This window comes from Limibacillus sp. (genome assembly GCA_037379885.1).
In the GTDB taxonomy this organism is placed as follows: domain Bacteria; phylum Pseudomonadota; class Alphaproteobacteria; order Kiloniellales; family CECT-8803; genus JARRJC01.
Genome location: JARRJC010000014.1, coordinates 47,599 through 65,205, shown reverse-complemented (window position 1 = coordinate 65,205; position 17,607 = coordinate 47,599). Strand labels below are relative to the sequence as shown.

General features: G+C 60.5%; 16 protein-coding genes. 10 read left to right on the top strand and 6 right to left on the bottom strand.

All coding sequences use genetic code 11. From position 1 onward, the window contains the following. Positions 1–128: 128 nt before the first annotated feature. Complete coding sequence (locus P8X75_06795; GenBank protein MEJ1994909.1) at positions 129–965, top strand: MBL fold metallo-hydrolase; 837 nt, start codon at positions 129–131, stop codon at positions 963–965. Between the two features lie 108 nt (positions 966–1,073). Here the strand turns inward: P8X75_06795 and ppk2 are convergent, their stop codons facing one another. Beyond that, entirely contained in the window at positions 1,074–1,994 is a 921-nt protein-coding gene (ppk2, locus tag P8X75_06790; protein MEJ1994908.1) for a polyphosphate kinase 2, read from the bottom strand. Between the two features lie 339 nt (positions 1,995–2,333). On the opposite strand from ppk2, the gene P8X75_06785 reads away from it, so the two are divergent. Then, the gene (locus P8X75_06785; protein ID MEJ1994907.1) at positions 2,334–3,104 is read left to right on the top strand and encodes an MBL fold metallo-hydrolase; all 771 of its coding nucleotides are present in this window, start codon (positions 2,334–2,336) and stop codon (positions 3,102–3,104) included. 101 nt (positions 3,105–3,205) lie between these two features. Here P8X75_06785 and P8X75_06780 read toward each other — a convergent pair whose 3' ends face one another. Next, on the bottom strand, positions 3,206–4,009 hold the full coding sequence (locus P8X75_06780) for a helix-turn-helix transcriptional regulator (protein ID MEJ1994906.1): 804 nt from the start codon (positions 4,007–4,009) through the stop codon (positions 3,206–3,208). Between the two features lie 127 nt (positions 4,010–4,136). Here P8X75_06780 and P8X75_06775 point away from each other — a divergent pair, with 127 nt between their 5' ends. The 5 genes from P8X75_06775 to P8X75_06755 are packed head-to-tail and all read left to right on the top strand — an operon-like array spanning position 4,137 to position 8,945. Then, a complete protein-coding gene (locus P8X75_06775) occupies positions 4,137–5,270 on the top strand; it encodes an ABC transporter ATP-binding protein (protein ID MEJ1994905.1) in 1,134 nt (377 codons plus the stop codon). Between the two features lie 33 nt (positions 5,271–5,303). Beyond that, complete coding sequence (locus P8X75_06770; GenBank protein ID MEJ1994904.1) at positions 5,304–6,461, top strand: spermidine/putrescine ABC transporter substrate-binding protein; 1,158 nt, start codon at positions 5,304–5,306, stop codon at positions 6,459–6,461. Positions 6,462–6,485: 24 nt separating this feature from the next. Next, positions 6,486–7,337 (top strand): ABC transporter permease, encoded by an 852-nt coding sequence (locus P8X75_06765; protein MEJ1994903.1) that lies wholly within the window; start codon positions 6,486–6,488, stop codon positions 7,335–7,337. A 9-nt stretch (positions 7,338–7,346) separates the two neighbouring features. Next, complete coding sequence (locus tag P8X75_06760; GenBank protein ID MEJ1994902.1) at positions 7,347–8,159, top strand: ABC transporter permease; 813 nt, start codon at positions 7,347–7,349, stop codon at positions 8,157–8,159. A 27-nt stretch (positions 8,160–8,186) separates the two neighbouring features. After that, complete coding sequence (locus P8X75_06755) at positions 8,187–8,945, top strand: SDR family NAD(P)-dependent oxidoreductase (GenBank protein MEJ1994901.1); 759 nt, start codon at positions 8,187–8,189, stop codon at positions 8,943–8,945. Between the two features lie 585 nt (positions 8,946–9,530). On the opposite strand, the gene P8X75_06750 is transcribed toward P8X75_06755, so the two are convergent. After that, positions 9,531–10,385 carry a hypothetical protein gene (locus P8X75_06750; protein ID MEJ1994900.1) on the bottom strand — a complete coding sequence of 285 codons (855 nt, stop codon included), beginning with the start codon at positions 10,383–10,385 and terminating at the stop codon, positions 9,531–9,533. 282 nt (positions 10,386–10,667) lie between these two features. Here P8X75_06750 and P8X75_06745 point away from each other — a divergent pair, with 282 nt between their 5' ends. The 3 genes from P8X75_06745 (at position 10,668) to P8X75_06735 (ending at position 13,011) form a co-directional block, all read left to right on the top strand. After that, positions 10,668–11,738, top strand: a complete 1,071-nt coding sequence (locus P8X75_06745; protein MEJ1994899.1) for a type III polyketide synthase — start codon at positions 10,668–10,670, stop codon at positions 11,736–11,738. Then, positions 11,735–12,247, top strand: coding sequence for an isoprenylcysteine carboxylmethyltransferase family protein (locus P8X75_06740; GenBank protein MEJ1994898.1), 513 nt, complete (start codon positions 11,735–11,737; stop codon positions 12,245–12,247). The genes P8X75_06745 and P8X75_06740 overlap by 4 nt, the downstream gene beginning before the upstream one ends. Positions 12,248–12,390: 143 nt before the next feature. Next, positions 12,391–13,011, top strand: a complete 621-nt coding sequence (locus P8X75_06735; protein ID MEJ1994897.1) for a rhodanese-like domain-containing protein — start codon at positions 12,391–12,393, stop codon at positions 13,009–13,011. 166 nt (positions 13,012–13,177) lie between these two features. Here P8X75_06735 and P8X75_06730 read toward each other — a convergent pair whose 3' ends face one another. The 3 genes from P8X75_06730 to P8X75_06720 are packed head-to-tail and all read right to left on the bottom strand — an operon-like array spanning position 13,178 to position 17,496. Beyond that, positions 13,178–14,380, bottom strand: coding sequence for an HlyD family efflux transporter periplasmic adaptor subunit (locus tag P8X75_06730; GenBank protein MEJ1994896.1), 1,203 nt, complete (start codon positions 14,378–14,380; stop codon positions 13,178–13,180). Positions 14,381–14,416: 36 nt separating this feature from the next. Further along, positions 14,417–16,792, bottom strand: a complete 2,376-nt coding sequence (locus tag P8X75_06725; GenBank protein ID MEJ1994895.1) for an ABC transporter permease — start codon at positions 16,790–16,792, stop codon at positions 14,417–14,419. Continuing rightward, positions 16,786–17,496, bottom strand: coding sequence for an ABC transporter ATP-binding protein (locus tag P8X75_06720; GenBank protein ID MEJ1994894.1), 711 nt, complete (start codon positions 17,494–17,496; stop codon positions 16,786–16,788). Before P8X75_06720 ends, P8X75_06725 begins: the two co-directional genes overlap by 7 nt. Positions 17,497–17,607 lie beyond the last annotated feature (111 nt).

Genomic DNA, 17,607 nt, shown 5'->3' with positions numbered 1-17,607 from the left:
GAATAGCGCTGTACCTTGGAGCGTCTGCTTTTAGCCAATAGCAGACGTGTCATCTGAGCAATTTGAGGATGTGGTAGGCTTCCGGACAATCGATCCATTTGGATGTGATCGAAGAGGGAGAATTTCTGATGATGATGCGCATTCTATCTGCAGCTCTGCTGTTCACCTTTGCCGCCCTTCCAGCCACCGCTCAAGAAGCCAATCGAGCGCTCACCAAGGTGAAGGGCGATGTTTGGCGCTTCCAGAATAACTTTCACTACTCGATGCTTATTGAAACCGCTGATGGCGTGGTCGTGACCGACCCCATCAACGCGGAGGCCGCTTCTTGGCTGAAGGCAGAGATTTACGAGAGGTTCCAGAAGCCGGTCATTTATCTCATCTACAGCCACAGTCATGGTGATCATGCCTCGGGCGGCTCTATCTTTGCTGAGACGGCGGTCGTCATAGCAGAGGCAAATTCGCCTGCCGAGATCGACGGGGTCGTCCCTGACTACCGTATCGCTGAACGGTCGTTGCTGCGTGTCGGAGGCAAGACCCTTGAATTAGTGCCCATAGGGCCGGGCCACGGGCAGGATATGATGGTCGTTGTGGTGCGGCCAGAGAATGTCGCCTTCGTTGTAGATGTAGTCAGCCCCGGCAGGTTGCCTTATCGCGACTTCCCCGGCGCCGACATCAATGGACTTATGGACCAGATACGCGCAGTTCAGGCTCTTAGGTTTGAGATAATGCTTCCCGGTCACAGCCGACTAGGTAACCAGTCGGATTCCGAGGAGGCTCTTGCGTATCTTCAGTGGCTTAAGGAGGCGGTGGCTAGCCAACTTCGCGCAGGCAAGTCGGTTGATGAAATCGTTGCGAACCTCGACACGAGCCGGTGGTCGAACATGATGGCATACGACCAATGGATGGACCTGAACATCCAGGGAATGGCCCGATGGTTAGAAGCAAGCGGAGAGCTACAAAACTAGACCTCAGAAAGCGGGCAATTTCATTGGAATGATTGTCCGCTTCTAGCTAGGAGCGGAAGCTCCATCATGAACTCAATGCTGCCGAACCCCGCATTAGGGCTGACCCCCTCAATATTTCTGCGGGACGTATAGCTCGCTGGGAAGCACCTGGCGTTCATAGTTTGCGTTAAAGACTCGATCGGGCAGCGCGACCTTTTCTTGGCTCACTTCCTCATAGGGAATTTGGCTGATGAAATGATCGATGCAATTCAAACGCGCTCGCTTCTTGTCGTTTCCCTCCACAATGTACCAGGGGGCTTCAGAAATGTTTGTCCGATCGAACATCTCCTCCTTAGCCTTGGTATAGTCTTCCCACCGGACACGGGATTGCAGGTCCATGGGACTCAGCTTCCACTGCTTCAAAGGATCGTGGATACGCATCAGGAAGCGCATCTGTTGTTCCTCGTCTGTGATGGAGAACCAATACTTGATCAGGATTATGCCGGAGCGAACCAGCGAGCGCTCGAATTCCGGGACGTCCCGAAAGAAGCGCTCAACCTCCTCTTCGTCCGCAAAGCCCATCACCCGCTCCACACCGGCCCGGTTGTACCAAGAGCGGTCGAAGAGCACGATTTCGCCGCCAGCAGGAAGATGGGGTACATAGCGCTGGAAGTACCACTGGCTTTTCTCACGGTCGCTGGGTGCGGGCAAAGCCACGACGCGGCAGATTCTTGGGTTGAGCCTTTGCGTAATGCGCTTTATGACGCCGCCCTTGCCCGCGCTGTCGCGCCCCTCGAAGATCACGACGATCTTAGCTTTGCTATGCGCAACCCAGTCCTGAAGCTTTATCAACTCGGCTTGGAGCGTCAGCAGCGTCTTGAAGTAATCCCTGCGTTCCATCGACGGAGGGTGGACATCCTTGTAGATCCGCCTCAACTCGAGCGATAGCGCCGGTTCCGACATCTCCAGTTCATAGTCCTCGTCCAGGGTGTCGGCGAGTTCGGCTTCCAGCCAAGCCAACTTCTCGGAATCGTCCTTTGAGGCACTCACTCTCTGGCTCCTTGCTTGTTGGTCGCGAATCAATCTCGACTGCAGGTTGGCCTGGCTAGCGTGATCGTTCGTTGATTTGTCTCAAAACCCTAGGGGCTCCTCAAAGAAACCTGTTTGGTATCTCTCTGAAGCTTGCCGCTGCCGCTCCTCAGCCAGCCGCAAGCTCATTGAGTTGCACCATTAAACCGGAAGAGACCGCCACGCCGTTGGTTTCCGCTATTAGCCAAAAGCGGACACGGACTTAGATGAGTGCAGGATCTTGCGATCATTCCTGAGTTGACTCTCGAAATCGCTTGGCAAAGCTCTGTTCCTCTCCTGACCGCTGGAAAGGATGGCTGATTGGCATTTGAAGTGGCGGAAAATTGGTTCGACTGGGTCGAACTGGACGATGGCGTCACTCTGATTTGGGAGCCATACGTGGACCCGCTCATCCGCTGCAACATCTGGCACGTCCGCGGAGAGAGCCGCGACCTGTTGGTCGACAGCGGCCTCGGGATCGCGAGCTTATCTGAGGCTGCGGCAAGCCTGTTTCGGCGGCCGTTGACAGCCGTCGCCACCCATACGCACTACGACCACGTGGGCGGGCTTCATGAGTTTGAAGAGCGGGTGGTCCACCGCCTAGAAGCAGAGGAGCTGCGCGAGCCCAAGGGGTTCGCCTCGCTAAGAGCTGCAGACTTCGACGCCGGCGTCGCAGCTAGCTTCCGCGATGCGGGCCTCGACTTGCCCGAGGTGATGCTGGAAGCCCTGCCCCGACCGGGTTACGACATTGCCGCCTATGCCCTGAATCCCGCGCCAGCCACCCGCCTTGTCGACGAGGGCGACGTTATTGAGGCCGGAGGGCGGCGCTTCGAGGTTTTGCATCTGCCCGGGCATTCGCCCGGCAGTATTGGGCTTTGGGAGGCGCAGAGTGGCGTCCTTTTCTCCGGTGATGCGATCTATGACGGCCCACTCCTCGATGGGCTTCCGGGGTCCGACGTCGGGGCCTACGTCGCGACCATGAAACGTCTCTTGGAGCTCCCCGTTCGGGTGGTCCACGCCGGCCACGATGCGAGCTTCGGTCGTGAGCGCCTATATGAACTTGCCCGGGCCTATTTGCAGGACCGCGCCTGACAGATAGCGCGCCCGTCAGCGTTGTCCGCTGCCGGCTAGTAGCGCACCAACGCCCCCGCTTTTTGAAAGCAATGGAGCCAATCCTTCAACGCGCTTGTGCGTCAACCGCTGGGCTGTCTTGCCGCGGCTTGCAGGGGGCTGGACCCCAAGATTGCGGTAATGAACTCCGAGAACAGCTCGCCCTGGGAGCTGATCCTGAGTTTAGAGTAGATATTCTTCCGATGAATCCGGACGGTTCCCGACGAGATGCTCAGCATCTTCCCGATAGCGTCTGCGGAATGCCCCCTGAGGGTCAGTTCCACAACTTCGCGCTCACGCGGCGTCAGCACGCCCTCGCCGATGCTGTTGAAGGCGTATTCGATGCGGCGCTCCATGGTCGAGGAGTCGCCTGTCTCCTCCAGCCCAAGGCCCCGCCAGTTCTTCCGGCAGGCTGCATCGATCAGCGGCCAAAGCTTCTTCAGGGTCCGCATCTCAGCATTTGAGAAGCGCTTTTCCGTGCGCATCAGGGAAATGACGATGTTGAGCTTCCGGTTGATATTGATGAGAAACCCGATCTCCTCGGCCAGCCCGGTCTGCGCGTAGTAGTTCCGATAGTACTCCCCCTGATAAAAGCGGTCGGGCGCGATCTCGCGCAGGCGCCAAAGGCCCGGTTCACGCGGCCCGAGGCTGGCCAGGAAGAAGGGATCAAGAAGGTAGGGGCCCTCCTGGTACTCCTCGACATGCAGAATGCGCCGCTTGGGCGTGAAGTCGTCGAAGAGGTCGAGCGGACGGGCGTGACCGGCATAACCGAAGATAACCGTGAACTCGTAGGGCAGCGTGTCGTGCAAGGACTGCGCGAGGATGGACGCAAAGCCCTCGGTTCCAATCCCCTCGATGATTCGACCCGCCGATTCCAACCAGTCCATTCTAAGAAAGCCTCTAACAATCGGTGTATGACAGAATTAATACCCCAAAAGGCATATTTACAGAAACGCCCGTTTTTCTTTGGATTGTTTTGATCATGCAATATGAGATGCAGCTACAGAAAAGTCGATGGCCTTGGCAGAACCGGCATACAACGACAACGATCAAGCAAAGCAACGACAGCAGATCGCTGAGTTTCGCGGAGTCACCAAGGCCTTCGGCGACGTGCTGGCGGCACGTGACTTGAATCTCACCATAGGGGCCGGCGAGTTCCTGTCGTTCCTGGGTCCGTCCGGCTGCGGCAAGACAACGGCACTGCGCATGCTGGCGGGTTTCGAGACGCCGACAGAGGGCGAGATCCTGATCGACGGCGAGGTGGTCAACGGTCTGGAGCCTTACCGAAGGCCGGTGAACATGGTCTTCCAGAGCTACGCCCTGTTCCCGCATCTAACTGTTTTCGACAACATCGCTTATGGGTTGCGCCAGCAGCGGCCGCGAATGCCCAGGGCCGATATCACGGACAAGGTGACGCGCGCGCTCGAGGTGGTGCGCCTGACCGGATATGAAAGCCGCCGCACCTGGGAGATGTCCGGCGGTCAGCAGCAGCGGGTCGCGCTCGCCCGCGCCATCGTCAACGAACCGAAAGTGCTGCTGCTGGATGAACCTCTGGCCGCCCTCGACCGGAAACTGCGCAAGGAGATGCAGATCGAGCTGCAGGACCTTCAACGCCAACTCGGGATCACCTTCATCCTCGTGACGCACGACCAGGAGGAGGCCTTGTCCCTCAGCGACCGCGTCTGCGTGATGCGAGATGGCCGAATCGTTCAGGTCGGCAGCCCACAGGAACTCTACGACAGCCCCAATTCACGCTATGTCGCCGACTTCGTCGGCACGTCAAACTTCTTCGACGGCCGGGTCATGGCGGTGGAGGCCGGACGCGCGACACTGCAGACGGAGAGCGGACATCGCTTCTCCGGTGAAGCGAGCGCGAATATCAGCGCAGGAGAAGAGGGCTGTCTGAGCATCCGCCCGGAGCAGATCCGGCTGGCGCGCAACGCCAGTGACGGCAGCTTGGAGGTAACCGTCCAGAACAGAATCTTCCTCGGCGAACACACCGAGTATCTCGCCCGCAACGAAGCCCTTGGAAACATCATCATCTTGGCCCCCCGGCAAGCCGAGGCCGGAGCGCTTGGCTTCGATACGGGCGAACGCGCGCATGTCAGTTGGAGTGGGGATGCCGCATTGATCCTCAAGCGAGACTGACGAACTCCAACCCAACGAACAGGGAGACGAAAAATGAAGGACCACGATCCGATTTCGAAAAAGAAATTCATGGAAGAACTCCGCCGGTTCCAGAAGGGGTCGGTCACCCGCAGACACTTCCTGGGCGTGACCGGTCTGGGCGCCGCCACGGCGGTCCTCGGTGCCGCGGTGCCGGGTCTCCGCCCGGGCATCGCCAAAGCCGACAGCCACATCGGCGACCGGGTCGTGCTCGCGACCTGGCCGAACTACCACGATCCGGCGAACTTCGAGATGTTCACCGACAACACCGGCGCCTTCGTGCAGGTAAACGTCTTCGGCTCGAACGAGGAGATGCTCGCCAAGTTGCAGGCGGGTGGCAGCGGCTGGGACGTTTTCGTTCCAACCAACTACACGATTACGACCTACGTGGCCGAGGACCTCATCGAGCCGCTGGACGTCTCCAAGCTGTCCAACTACGACGCCAGCGCCTTCGACCCGCGCTTTGCCGATGCGGGCACGGTCGATGGGACGCTTTACGCAGTTCCGAAGAACTGGGGAACCACCGGTTTCGCCGTGAACACCTCGCACGACGGAGGCAAGCCTTTCACGACTTGGAAGGACTTCTTCGACCGCACGATGGATGACTACTCGGGCCGCACCATGGTTCACGACTATCAGCTGACGACCATCGGCAACGCGCTCAAGTACTTCGGGTACTCCTTCAATTCGGTGGACCCCGCCGAACTCGCCGATGCGGAAAAGCTCCTGATCGACGTCAAGCCGCACCTCTTCGCCATCTCTTCGGACTATCAGCCTGCAATGCGCTCGGGTGACGCCTGGCTGACCATGTGCTGGACCGGCGATGGCAAGCAGTTGAACTCGGACATTCCCGAGATCGACTATGTGCTCGGCAAAGAAGGCGGGGAGATCTGGAGTGACTACTACGCCATCCCGAAGGGCGCGCCGCACCGCGAGGCCGCCTATGCCTTGATCAACCACATGCTGAACCCGGAAGTGAACGCCCGCGAGGTTCTGGCCCATGGCTACCCCGTTGCGGACAGCCGGACCAACGCGCTCCTGCCGCAGGAGATGCTGGAGGACCCGATCCTCTATCCGGCCCAGGACCTTCTGGACGCCCTGGAGTTCGGTGCAGCGGCGACCCTGACGGACCCGAACCGCGCGGAACTGCTCGCGCGCTTCAAGTCCGCCTAACGACCCGAGGGGGCGGCGCCAGGCATGACCCGGACCGAGCGAAACTGGCTGCTCGTCGCACCGGCGGCGGCGTGGTTTCTGGTCATGCTGGTGCTGCCCCTCAGCGTCGTTTTGATCTTCAGCTTTGGAGAGCGGGGACCGGCCGGCGGCTATGTCCCCGCCTTCACCTTCGAGCAATACGCCAATCTTCCCGCGCGGCTGACCGCTTTCAAGAACACCATGATCCTGGCGCCCTTGGGAACGCTCGCGGCGATGCTGATCGCCTATCCGCTGGCTTACCAGCTTGCGGTGCGAACCAGTGCGAAGTGGAAGACGCTCCTGCTCGTGCTGGTCATCGTTCCCTTTTGGACCAGCATTCTCATCCGCAGCTACGCTTGGATCTATATCCTCGGCGGCCGGGGCATTCCCCAACTGCTTGAGGCCGTGGGGATCGGCGACGTTCAGCTCATCTACACGCCCTTCGCCGTTCTGATCGGCATCATCTACGGCTATCTGCCGCTGATGGTCTTTCCGATCTACGTGAGTCTGGACCGCCTGGACAAGCGGCTGCTGGAGGCGTCTTCCGACCTCGGCGCGCGGCCCTTGGCGACCTTCTTCAAGGTCACCGTGCCGCTCTCGATCCCGGGCGTGGCGACCGGCTGCATGCTGGTTTTCATACTGCTGATGGGGGAGTTCCTGATCCCCGCGCTGCTCGGGGGCGGAAAGGTGTTTTTTGTCGGCAACGCGTTGGTGGACCTTTTCCTCCAGTCGCGCAACTGGGCCTACGGCTCCGCCGTGGCCTTCACGTTGATTGTGATCATGCTGGTGACGGTCACTCTCTACATGCGGTTGATCGCGCGTTTGAACACGCAGCGCGACGACACCTCGATCATGTGAGCGCCGGCCATGAGGATTTACGCCTTCGTCGTCTACCTGTTCCTCTACGCCCCGATCGGGATCATCGCGCTGTTCAGCTTCAACGCCGGCCGCCATGCGAGCGACCTTCAGGGCTTTTCGGCCAAGTGGTATGGCCGCGCATTGAACAACCCCTTCGTGATGGATGCGCTGGAGACGAGCCTCTTCGTCGCTTTCGTCTCGGCGACTCTCGCCAGCGTCGTGGGCACGCTCGCCGCTGTCGGCTTGCAAGGCATCCGGGGACCGGCGCGCGCGATCTTTGATTCCATCATCTACATCGCCGTGATGATTCCCGGAATCGTGATCGGCATAGCGACCCTGATCGCACTGGTGACGGTCTTCGACGTGGTGAATCCCTGGCTGGCTTCGATCTGGCCGGAAGATGCCGAACCGCCGTCCCTCTCCATGGGCACGATCTCGCTGGTCGCCGCCCACACCATGTTCACCATGGCGCTGGTCATCATAATCGTCAGAGCGCGGCTCGCCGGCCTTGAGCAGGCCTTGGCCGAAGCCTCCGCGGACCTCTATGCCACGCCCTTCGGCACCTTCAGACAGGTAACGCTGCCCTTGATCGCGCCCGCGATCCTTGCCGGTTTCCTGCTTAGCTTCACCTTCAGTTTCGACGATTTCATCATCGCCTTCTTCGTCGCCGGGTCGGAGACGACACTGCCGATCTATATCTTCTCGTCGATCCGCCGTGGCATCACGCCAGAGATCAACGCCATTGGAACGATGGTGATGGTGGTTTCGCTCATCCTGCTGATCATCGCCCAGCTTATCCTTCGCCGCGGCCCGAAACACTGAGGACGCCGGCAACACTTGGAGATTCGAATGTTACTAGAGGGACATGTCGCACTCGTCACAGGCGCAGCCTCCGGGATCGGGGCGGCGGGAGCAAAGGCCTTGGCGCGCGAGGGCGCGCAGGTCGTGTTGGCGGACAAGAACTTGAGCGGCGCGGAGGCGATTGCGCAGGGCCTTCGCGAAGAGGGTTGGAAGGCTGAGGCGCTTGAGCTTGACGTAACCGACGACACGGCTCTTCGCGCCGCCGTCGGTGGTACGGCAGAGCGCTACGGACATCTTGATATCCTGCACTCTCACGTCGGCATCCAGATTGAAGGCAAGCTGGAGCAGGTGGCGGTCGACGACATGGACGCATCCTGGGCCATCAATGTCCGATCGCATTTCGTGGCCGCACAAGCCGCCATTGTCCCGATGCGCCGGCAGGGTGGCGGCAGCATCATCATCACCTCGTCCAATTCCGGGGTCCAATACGATCGCGGAATGATCGCCTACGCCACGACCAAGCACGCCATCTTGGCGATGACCCGGCAGATGGCCGCCGATTACGCACATGAGGGAATTCGCTTCAACGCCCTATGCCCTGGCTTCATCGACACGCCCTTCAACAGGGGGTTCGAGGTTCAGATGGGCGGGCGCGACAAGCTGGAATCCTATATCGCAAACGCCATTCCGATGGGCCGCTTCGGCACGGTGGAAGAAATCGCCGATGGTGTTGTCTTCCTGGCCTCTGAAAGATCCTCCTTCATGACCGGGCATGCCCTCGTCATCGACGGTGGGGAGTGCATTTGACCCTCTAGCGGGGATCGCCAGACGACACAACGGCAGATCGCTTCGCCCCTGGAAGCGGAGACCCGCCCAGGTGATGCTTCTAGAGGACGGCTTTCCCCGAAAAAGCGAGGAGCGCGACCCCGGCGAATGCTGGCGTCTCTGGCGACCCTCTCAAACTAGAGGGAGATCTGGAGGAGGAGTGGTGGCGGAGGCAGTCTGGAGCGAACTCATCTCTGAGCAAAATTCCCTGCTAACCTGGAAAATACAGGGAAATTCCAAGATCTTGGCGCGGACACGCTCATCTTAGTAATGCCAAGCACCTGATTTTGCAGTCAAAATTGGATGATTTCCCTAATGAGCCAAACAGGGAAATAGAATCGAGGATCAGGGAATTTCTTTTCGATAATGAGGCCCCATGATCTCTCGGCCATCCTCGTAGCTCTAAAAGGCGCCGTGGATGCAAAGACCAAACAATCGTTATGCAGATTGTGATGGCCTAAAGATCGCTTATCAGGTGATTGGAGAGGGTCCAGTAAACCTGCTTCATATCCAATGATGGTCAACCACCATCGAACAGGCTTGGGAATAGGTGTCCGCCAATCCCCGTCAGTCTTGCAGTGCGTCAGCGCGCCGCTTCTTGTCCCGCTCCAGATGAACCGGCAGAACCCGCCCATAGAGTTGGCGCGTCCGCTCAACACGGCCACACATGCCCGGTTCGTTGGCGTAGGAGAAAATCCCAACGTAGCGCGGCAGCGACCCTTCGACAGCGGTGACCTGGTGCAAGGAGTAGCGGCCAAGGAAAATCTGTAGATCACCCGGTTGAAGTTCGAGGGAGCGCACCTTGGTTTGATCGCCATCCATAACCGCAGCCACTTGGTCGTAGTTCTCAGACTCCGCGGATCGCAACTGGGGGCAGTACTGGAACAGGCCGCCCCGTTCCGCTGGCTGAATGCCCAGTGTCACCGTGTAGGTGTTGGTATCGAAGTGCCATGGGAAACCGCCACCGGGATCAACCACATTGATAATGACGTCCGCCAGGGGATCGTCATAGCGGTAGAAGGATCCTTCTTTCTCCTTTAGCGAACGTCTTATGAAGTCCGTGAATCTCGGCCACTCGTAGATCGCCCGAAGCAGGCTCTCATGGCCAAAGTTATCGGCGGGTACAAAGGCGTTGGACCGCTCATTGAAGCGGCGGCGCGGGTGGTCCGGCGGAAGCTCTTCGTCATCCGAGGTGAAGTAGGGATTCACCCGGTTGAAGGAACGATGCGCAAAACAGGCGACGCGGTCGCCCTCCTCCTTGAGCGCTCGGGCGGCCGCCGGTTTCACGAATCCGTCCAGTTTGGCGCAGCCCTGACGCTCTAAGTTTTCGTGGATACTCTCCAGCAGGCGATTGAATTCCGCAGAGCCGGGTTGGTGAATTGGATAGCGTTGCAGGTCTATGCCGTCTTCTGCCGATACCATAGCTTTGCCCCCACAAATGACAGCTGTTCGACAGGAGATTGTTGCGCCGCTTTTCCGGTTCCAGCAATCACTTTGCTTGCAGGGCAAGTATCGCCCTGAAACCGGCGGTCGCTGGAGAGCAGCGCCCCTCATGGAAGGCGGAAACCTTGAAGCCTTGGAGATCCGCGCAGCGACCAGCTGACGACCAGCCACAACTCCCGCGCAGATCTCTGTTTCTTCGGCCGCCCCTTTTTATGGTCGATCGAAAGGCGCAAGATCGACCCTGAAGAATGAGGGTTGACGATGCCGGGAACTGCGAAGCTTTTGTCGATGGCGACTGCCTTGCCGGAACACCGACTATCGCAGGAGTGGGTTCGCGATTGGGCGCATCGGCATTTCGGCAGCCGTGGCTTTCCCATAACGGCCTTGTTGTCCGCCTACGACAATGCGGGAGTAGAGGAACGATGGGCGGCCATGCCGCCGGAATGGTATGGCCAGCCACATGGCTGGATCGAGCGTTCGGATATCTACAGCAGGATTGGGTTGGACCTGATGGAAGCCGCCGCACGCGATTGCCTGACCGCTGCCGGAATGGAGGCATCAGACGTGGACTCGCTCCTGTTTATCAGCAGCACCGGTGTCGCCACGCCGTCGCTCGACGCCCTGCTGATGGACAGATTGCCGTTCCGAGAGGACGTGCAGCGATTGCCGGTTTTCGGCCTTGGGTGCGCGGGTGGAGTGATTGGTCTGGGGCAGGCTGCGGGCCTTGCAGAGGCGCAGCCCGGCAAGCGGGTGTTGCTGCTGGCGCTCGAACTCTGCTCGCTGAACTTTCGCGAAGATGACCTGACAAAAGGAAACGTGATCGCCACGGTGCTGTTTGGAGATGGCGCGGCGGCGGCCCTGGTTTCCTGCGACGGTCCGGATGCGGCGCCGCGGTTGACGGCCTCCGCGCAACATCGCTGGCCGGAAAGCCGAGGGGTGATGGGTTGGAGCATCGAAGAGGACGGCCTTGGGGTCATCTTCTCAAGGGATATTCCAGCCATCATTCGGTCCGATGCCCGGTCGGTTGTCGAAAAATTCCTCGAAGACCGCGGCATGACCTCCCATGACATTGTCCACACCGCTTGCCACCCCGGAGGCGCCAAGGTCGTTTCTGCGTTGGAGGCCGTTCTGCAGCGCCAGCAAGGCGACCTGCAGCATGAAAGGGAGGTGCTGCGCAAGTTCGGGAACATGTCATCGCCGACCGCGCTCTTCGTTCTTTCCCATCTATTGGAGGCGGAGGATTGGGAGTTGAAGGGCCCCACCTTTTCATTGGCTCTCGGCCCCGGCTTCACCTGCGCGCAGCAGCTTCTGGAGCCGGGCCATAGGGCATGAATGTCGGATTGCCGCAAATCCTGGTTATCCTGGTCGCCGTTCAGCGGCTTATCGAGCTATGGGTCGCTCGGCGAAACACCAAACGTCTTCTGGCACGCGGCGGCCAGGAGGTTGGTCGTAGGCACTACCCGGTTATCATTGCCTTGCACAGCGCCTGGTTGCTCTCAGTGTTTCTCCTTGGTGACCCCGACGGGGGAGTGCTCTGGTTGGCTCTCGGCGCCTTCCTGGTGCTCCAGACCATCCGTGTCTGGGTTGTGCTCAGCCTGGGGGAATACTGGACGACACGCATAATCACCCTGCCCGGCGAACCCCTCGTGAAGAGAGGCCCCTACCGATTCCTCCGTCATCCCAACTACGCAGTGGTGGTTGGCGAGATCGCATTGCTTCCCATTGCCTTCGGGCTCTGGAAGACGGCTCTGATCTTCAGCCTTCTCAATGGGGCAATCCTATGGGTTCGCATAAGAGCGGAAGAGTCCGCCATATCGACTCGCAGAGACATCAGAACCTAGTAGAGATGCCATAGGGCTCCAACCGAGGGCCCGCTATTGGTTCAGAGCCGATGTGACCAGAAGGGCGCTCGGCGCCGAGCCGGCTTATATTTTGAACACATTCGAATTTATGATTATGATTTCCATCCTGCTCGAATGACTCGATGGCGATGGAGGAATCGATGAGATTTGTCGGACTGGTTGCTTTAGCAATGCTGCTCCTTACCAGGCCTGACGGCGGATTTGCCGAAGAGCTGCAAGTCAAGCTGAATGGAGATACTCCAAGCGTGACGGTCCAGACGCCGGATGGACCCGTAGAGATCATGCGAAATCAGGACGTCGACGCAACGATCGATCCTGCTTACGCCAAGACGTCCAGACCATGTCCTCCCTTCTGCATTCAGCCAATGCAAGTTGCGCCCGGCGTGAGAACAGTCGGTGAGATGGAGCTGCTCGCCTTCGCGGAGAAAGGGGGGAAGCTGATCGATGGTCGTACGATCGAATGGCACTTAGAAGGCACCATCCCGGGAGCGATCAATATGCCATACACGGAGATGGCTGGCCGTCTCGATGAAATAGGTTGTGAGAAGCGGGATGGCGCCTGGGATTGCCGAAATGCCGAGGAAGTCTTGCTGTTCTGTAATGGCCCATGGTGCGGACAATCACCAATGGCCATCAAAGCAATGCTTCGCGAGGGCTACCCCGCAGAAAAGATCATGTACTACAGAGGAGGGATGCAAGCCTGGCATTCCCTGGGCCTTACCGTTGTAGAGGGCATGATGTAGTTTCCGCGCAGGCCGCTGCGACTACAGGTTCCTCGGGATCCCGGCGAACCTTCTCTTGTGATGCACCTCGGCTCTTGTCTAGGAACGGGCTACGAGGGCCCGTCCTTGAAACTCGCCAAGCCTGATTGCCCCATGTTCCCGAGCTGTTGATGAATTGGCGCACGGCCTATTGGCGCGGCTCTATCAAGCTACCCTCAACCACGCGGTCGGTTGGGTAGAGCACAACCTGATCGCCTTTGTTCAGGCCGTCGCGCAGTTCTGCGTGGGTTTGGTTTCGGAGGCCTATCTCGACCGCTACGCTGACGGCGCGCCCTTCCTGGACCCTGAACACCTTCCATTGGCCGTCTTCACTGAAGAGCGCGCCGATCGGTAAAGAGAGCACGTGCGTATCTTGCAAGATCACATCGACATTGACCCGGTAACCGTGCCCCAGCCTGGACAGGCGGTCCTGCGTCTCGATGAAGTCGATGAGCACGTCCACCCGCTGCTCTTCGATGCCCAAGGCCGACACCTTCGTGTAGCCATAGGGCTCAACCCGTCGAACCACACCATTGAGGTCTGGGCCACCCCAGCCGGATACGATGACTTGCTGGCCGGGCTCCACCTTGACTGCGTCCTCTGAAAGCAGATCGACGACGACCTGCAGGTCCCGTGGATCTCCGATATCGACCAGCGGCTGTCCCGGCTGCACGACGGTTTCACTTTCCTGCAGGACGCGCAGCACCTCCCCATCGACGGGCGCGCGCAAGGTCAGGCATTCGCAGTCGCCAGACTGCTCCTGTCCAAGTGACGGCGACGTAAGCCGGGCCTCCGCCACCTCCAGTTCATGGCTGCGCATGTCCAGAGCCGCTTGCGCGGTTAAAAGCCCGGCAGCGGCGATCCGATGCGCCCGCTCCGCCTGATCCAGAACGCGCTTGGCGACGGTGCCCCTGGCGAAGAGGGAGCGCGCCCGCTCCAACTCGCTCTCGGCGAAGGCCAGCTCGGCTTGGCTGGAGGTCAGTTCGGCTTGGGCCAGTTCACGGGCCGAACGCGCAGCTTCCACGTTCGCCCGCGCCTCACCCTCGCTGCGCAGGTCGAGGAAGGTGGGGACGGCAGGCTCGATCCGCGCCAGCGCCGTATCACCCGCGATCACGGGGTCGCCCTCCTCCGCGCTGATCCTCAGCAGGCGTCCGCCCACCGGCGCGGAAAGCGTATAGACCTCACGCACCTCGGCCTTGCCCTCCTCCTCGACGGTCACCCGAAGCCTCCGCTCTTCGATGCTGGCGAGGTCGACCGGGATCGCCTGCGGGCGGAAGGCATAGGCAAGGCCGGCGGCAACAAGCAACACGATGAAGCCCCAGATCAAAAGACGGCGGCCTGCTGTCGTCATGACGCTCTCCTCATTCTCGTTCCATCCCGCTCATCTTCATTCCCTCGTCTTAAGAACCGCGATCAGGTCCAGGCGGTCCAGTCGGCGTCGCACCAGGAGGGCGCAGGCAAGGGCAGTGGCGATGATGATGACCGCCGCAAGACCAAGCGTGGACTCTTCGACGACCAGGGGAACCCGGAAGAGCTCCGTCGCGAACTGCCGGGAGAGGTACCAAGCCAGCGCGATACCTATGGCGCCGCCCAAGGGCAGCGCGACGAACGTCAGCACGCCGATTTCGCCCAATAGTACGTACGCTATTTCCAGACGGGTGAACCCGAGAACGCGCAAGGTCGCCAGTTCGCGCGCCCGCTCCGAAAGTGCAATGCGCACCGAGTTGTAGACGACCCCGAAAGCCAGGGTGCAGGCGAAGACCGTGAAGAAGGAAACGAAGATGTAGATGGTCTCGCCCACGGTTTGCCTGAAGCTGGTGATGTTGGCGGAGCGGAAGTTCACGGCGCTGATCGCCGGAGTCTTCTTCACCGCCTGGAAGAATTGCTTCTTGTTGGCGGGATCGATCCGCACCTGTGCGAGGTTCACCTGGGGGCTCTCGCCCAAGAAGCGCGAAAGCACCCCGGCTTCCATGTAGAGAGGCGCGTCGATATAGGAATCGAACAGTCCGGCCACGGTCACCTGAGCCGCGGGCCGGCGCCCTTCAAGCACTTCCAGAAAAACCGTCTCGCCAGGCTCCACATCGAGCACGCCGGCCAGGGTGGTGGAGATGAGAAGCCCGTCGGGCGGCGGGGCGATCGCCCCTCGTTTGATGTCATGGATCGGACTAAGGCTGGCGTCGGATGCAACCCCCATGACCGCTTGCCGCCGGCTTACCGGCCCTTTGCTGACCCGGCCTGAAACGCTGAGCGCGGTCTCCACGGACAGAACCCCGGGTAGCGCGGCCAAGTCGTAGCGGCTTCGGGCCGCGCGCTTTTCGACCAGGGCCAGCGTGGCGTCCTGATGCTGTGCGTTGAAGAAAGTCTGCTCAATGATCTCGTCGATGGCGTCGGTCCACTGTAGCGCCAGAAAGAGCACGGCAAACGAAAGCGCGACGCCAAAGGAGGAGGCCAAGGCGCGCAGCGGCCAACGTATGATCCGCCGCGCGATCATGCGCGAAGGTTCGTCCAGAAAGAGCGCCGCCGCCGTGCCGGACAAGCGAGTGCGACGGAACACCGGCGGTGCGGGCGGGCGCATCGCCTCGGCGGGCGGCAAGGCCGCGGCCCTGCGCATGGCCCCAAGGCTGCCTCCCAAGGCGGCGACGAGGCTCGCCAAGGCGGCGATGGCGTAACTCTCGGCCCCCGGCCTATAGAGTAGAAACGGGAAGCGGTAGAATTCTCCATAGAGCCGCGTATTGAAATGACCCAGCCAACTTCCCGCAACGAAGCCTATGACGACACCCAGAAGGGCGATGGCCAGAACCAGCTTCGCGTAGTGCCACCCGACCGCGATGCTGCTGTAGCCAAAGGCTTTCAGCAGTCCGATCTCGCCCCGCTCTGTGGCGACGATCCGGCTCATGACCATCTGAGTCAGGAACGCGGAGACCGCCAGGAAGATAGCGGGCAGCAAGCTCGCCATGTTCTTTTGCTGGGCGATCTCGTTCTGAAGAAACCAGTTGGAGAGTTGATCCTCGCGCCCGTAGGCGCCTACCCCGCCATATTCGGCGAGAAGATCATCGAGCGGCGCTATCACACTCTGCGGATCAATGCCGCGCAACAGCGACAGGTGAATCTCGTTGAAGGCCTGTTCCATATCGAAGGCCGCGGCCAGTGCCTCGCGGCCCATCCAAACCACGCCAAACCGGGTTTCGTCAGGCATCAGGCCGCCTGGCGCGATGACATAGACGAATTCAGGGGCCAGCGCGAGGCCCACGATCCTGAGATCACGGCGGACGCCGTTGAGGATTACCGAGAGGTGGTCCCCGGGTCCCAATCCATGCGCCTGGGCAAAGTTCTCCAATAGGATCGCTTCTTGCGCGCGCCCCGCCTCCGGCAAACGCCCGGCGCGCAGCACCAAGCGATTGAGCCTGAGTTCGCCCCGCTCCGGCAGGGAAACGACACGCGCGGTGGCCGGCTCATCGAACCCCGGCAGGTCGAGGGTCGCCAAGCGGCTGATCCGCGTCTCGACCGTCCTCACCCCTTCAAGCTGGGCCACTGTCTCTGTCAGGCGTTCGGGCGCGCGGGTCACTTCAGCGAAGACCTCGGCGAAGCCGTAGCGCTCATAGTAAGCAGCGGTGGTGTCTTCCAGCGCCTCGACGGTGGTGAGCGCCATGACCAGAAGGGCGACGCCCGAAGCGATGACCAGGGCGATGGCCAGAGCCTGCGCCCAGAGCCGCTCCAGGTCGCGCAGCAACTTGCGGTCCAAGGGGGAAAGTCTGATCACCATGAAAGGTCCGCCGGCGAGAGACGTGCTTCATTCCGCCGCTCCTCCACGATGCGGCCATCGGCGAAAAGAAGCACGCGGTCGGCGATCCCGGCTATCACGGCGTTATGGGTGATCAGCGCCGTGGTCGTGCCCAACTCCCTGTTCACCCGCTCGATGGCTTCCAGGACCAGGATGCCGGTGGTGCTGTCCAAGGCGCCGGTCGGTTCGTCGCAAAGCAGCAGGTCGGGCCGCTTGGCGATGGCGCGAGCGATGGCGACACGCTGCTGTTCGCCGCCGGAAAGCTGAGCTGGAAAGTGATCGAGCCGCTGGCCGAGACCGACTATCCCAAGCGCTTCTTCCGGGGCAAGCGGGCGCTTTGCGATCTCCGTCACCAGCGCAACGTTCTCCCGCGCCGTCAAGCTGGGGATGAGATTGTAGAACTGGAACACGAAGCCCACGTGGTCGCGGCGGTAGCGGGTCAACTCAGCCTCGGTGGCCATAGTCAGGTCGTGATCCTGAAACGCGAGGGAGCCCGAACTCGGCAGGTCGAGGCCACCCAGGATGTTGAGCAAGGTGGACTTTCCGCTGCCCGAAGGGCCGAGCAGGACCGCCATCTCCCCCTCCGCCAAAGCCAGATCCACGCCACGCAAGGCCTCCACCCTGACGTCGCCCATTTCGTAGATCTTGGTCAGGCCGCGCGCCGTCAGGGCCTGTTTGGCATGCATCTGCCCGGTCGCTAGCACTTTTGCTCTCCACATCGAAAGCGCAACGCTATGCCAGCCAGCTTAACCTGCAATGAGGTAGATCAAGCACAAGAATGGATGCGGCTTCATGGA

Coding starts and splice junctions, on each gene's coding strand:
- P8X75_06750 (MEJ1994900.1), bottom strand. CDS start 10,385: ATGGTATCGGCAGAAGACGGCATAGACCTGCAACGCTATCCAATTCAC.
- P8X75_06725 (MEJ1994895.1), bottom strand. CDS start 16,792: ATGGTGATCAGACTTTCCCCCTTGGACCGCAAGTTGCTGCGCGACCTG.
- P8X75_06780 (MEJ1994906.1), bottom strand. CDS start 4,009: ATGGACTGGTTGGAATCGGCGGGTCGAATCATCGAGGGGATTGGAACC.
- P8X75_06720 (MEJ1994894.1), bottom strand. CDS start 17,496: ATGCATGCCAAACAGGCCCTGACGGCGCGCGGCCTGACCAAGATCTAC.
- P8X75_06770 (MEJ1994904.1), top strand. CDS start 5,304: ATGAAGGACCACGATCCGATTTCGAAAAAGAAATTCATGGAAGAACTC.
- P8X75_06745 (MEJ1994899.1), top strand. CDS start 10,668: ATGCCGGGAACTGCGAAGCTTTTGTCGATGGCGACTGCCTTGCCGGAA.
- P8X75_06795 (MEJ1994909.1), top strand. CDS start 129: ATGATGATGCGCATTCTATCTGCAGCTCTGCTGTTCACCTTTGCCGCC.
- P8X75_06735 (MEJ1994897.1), top strand. CDS start 12,391: ATGGCGATGGAGGAATCGATGAGATTTGTCGGACTGGTTGCTTTAGCA.
- P8X75_06755 (MEJ1994901.1), top strand. CDS start 8,187: ATGTTACTAGAGGGACATGTCGCACTCGTCACAGGCGCAGCCTCCGGG.
- P8X75_06760 (MEJ1994902.1), top strand. CDS start 7,347: ATGAGGATTTACGCCTTCGTCGTCTACCTGTTCCTCTACGCCCCGATC.
- P8X75_06765 (MEJ1994903.1), top strand. CDS start 6,486: ATGACCCGGACCGAGCGAAACTGGCTGCTCGTCGCACCGGCGGCGGCG.
- P8X75_06740 (MEJ1994898.1), top strand. CDS start 11,735: ATGAATGTCGGATTGCCGCAAATCCTGGTTATCCTGGTCGCCGTTCAG.
- P8X75_06730 (MEJ1994896.1), bottom strand. CDS start 14,380: ATGACGACAGCAGGCCGCCGTCTTTTGATCTGGGGCTTCATCGTGTTG.
- P8X75_06775 (MEJ1994905.1), top strand. CDS start 4,137: ATGGCCTTGGCAGAACCGGCATACAACGACAACGATCAAGCAAAGCAA.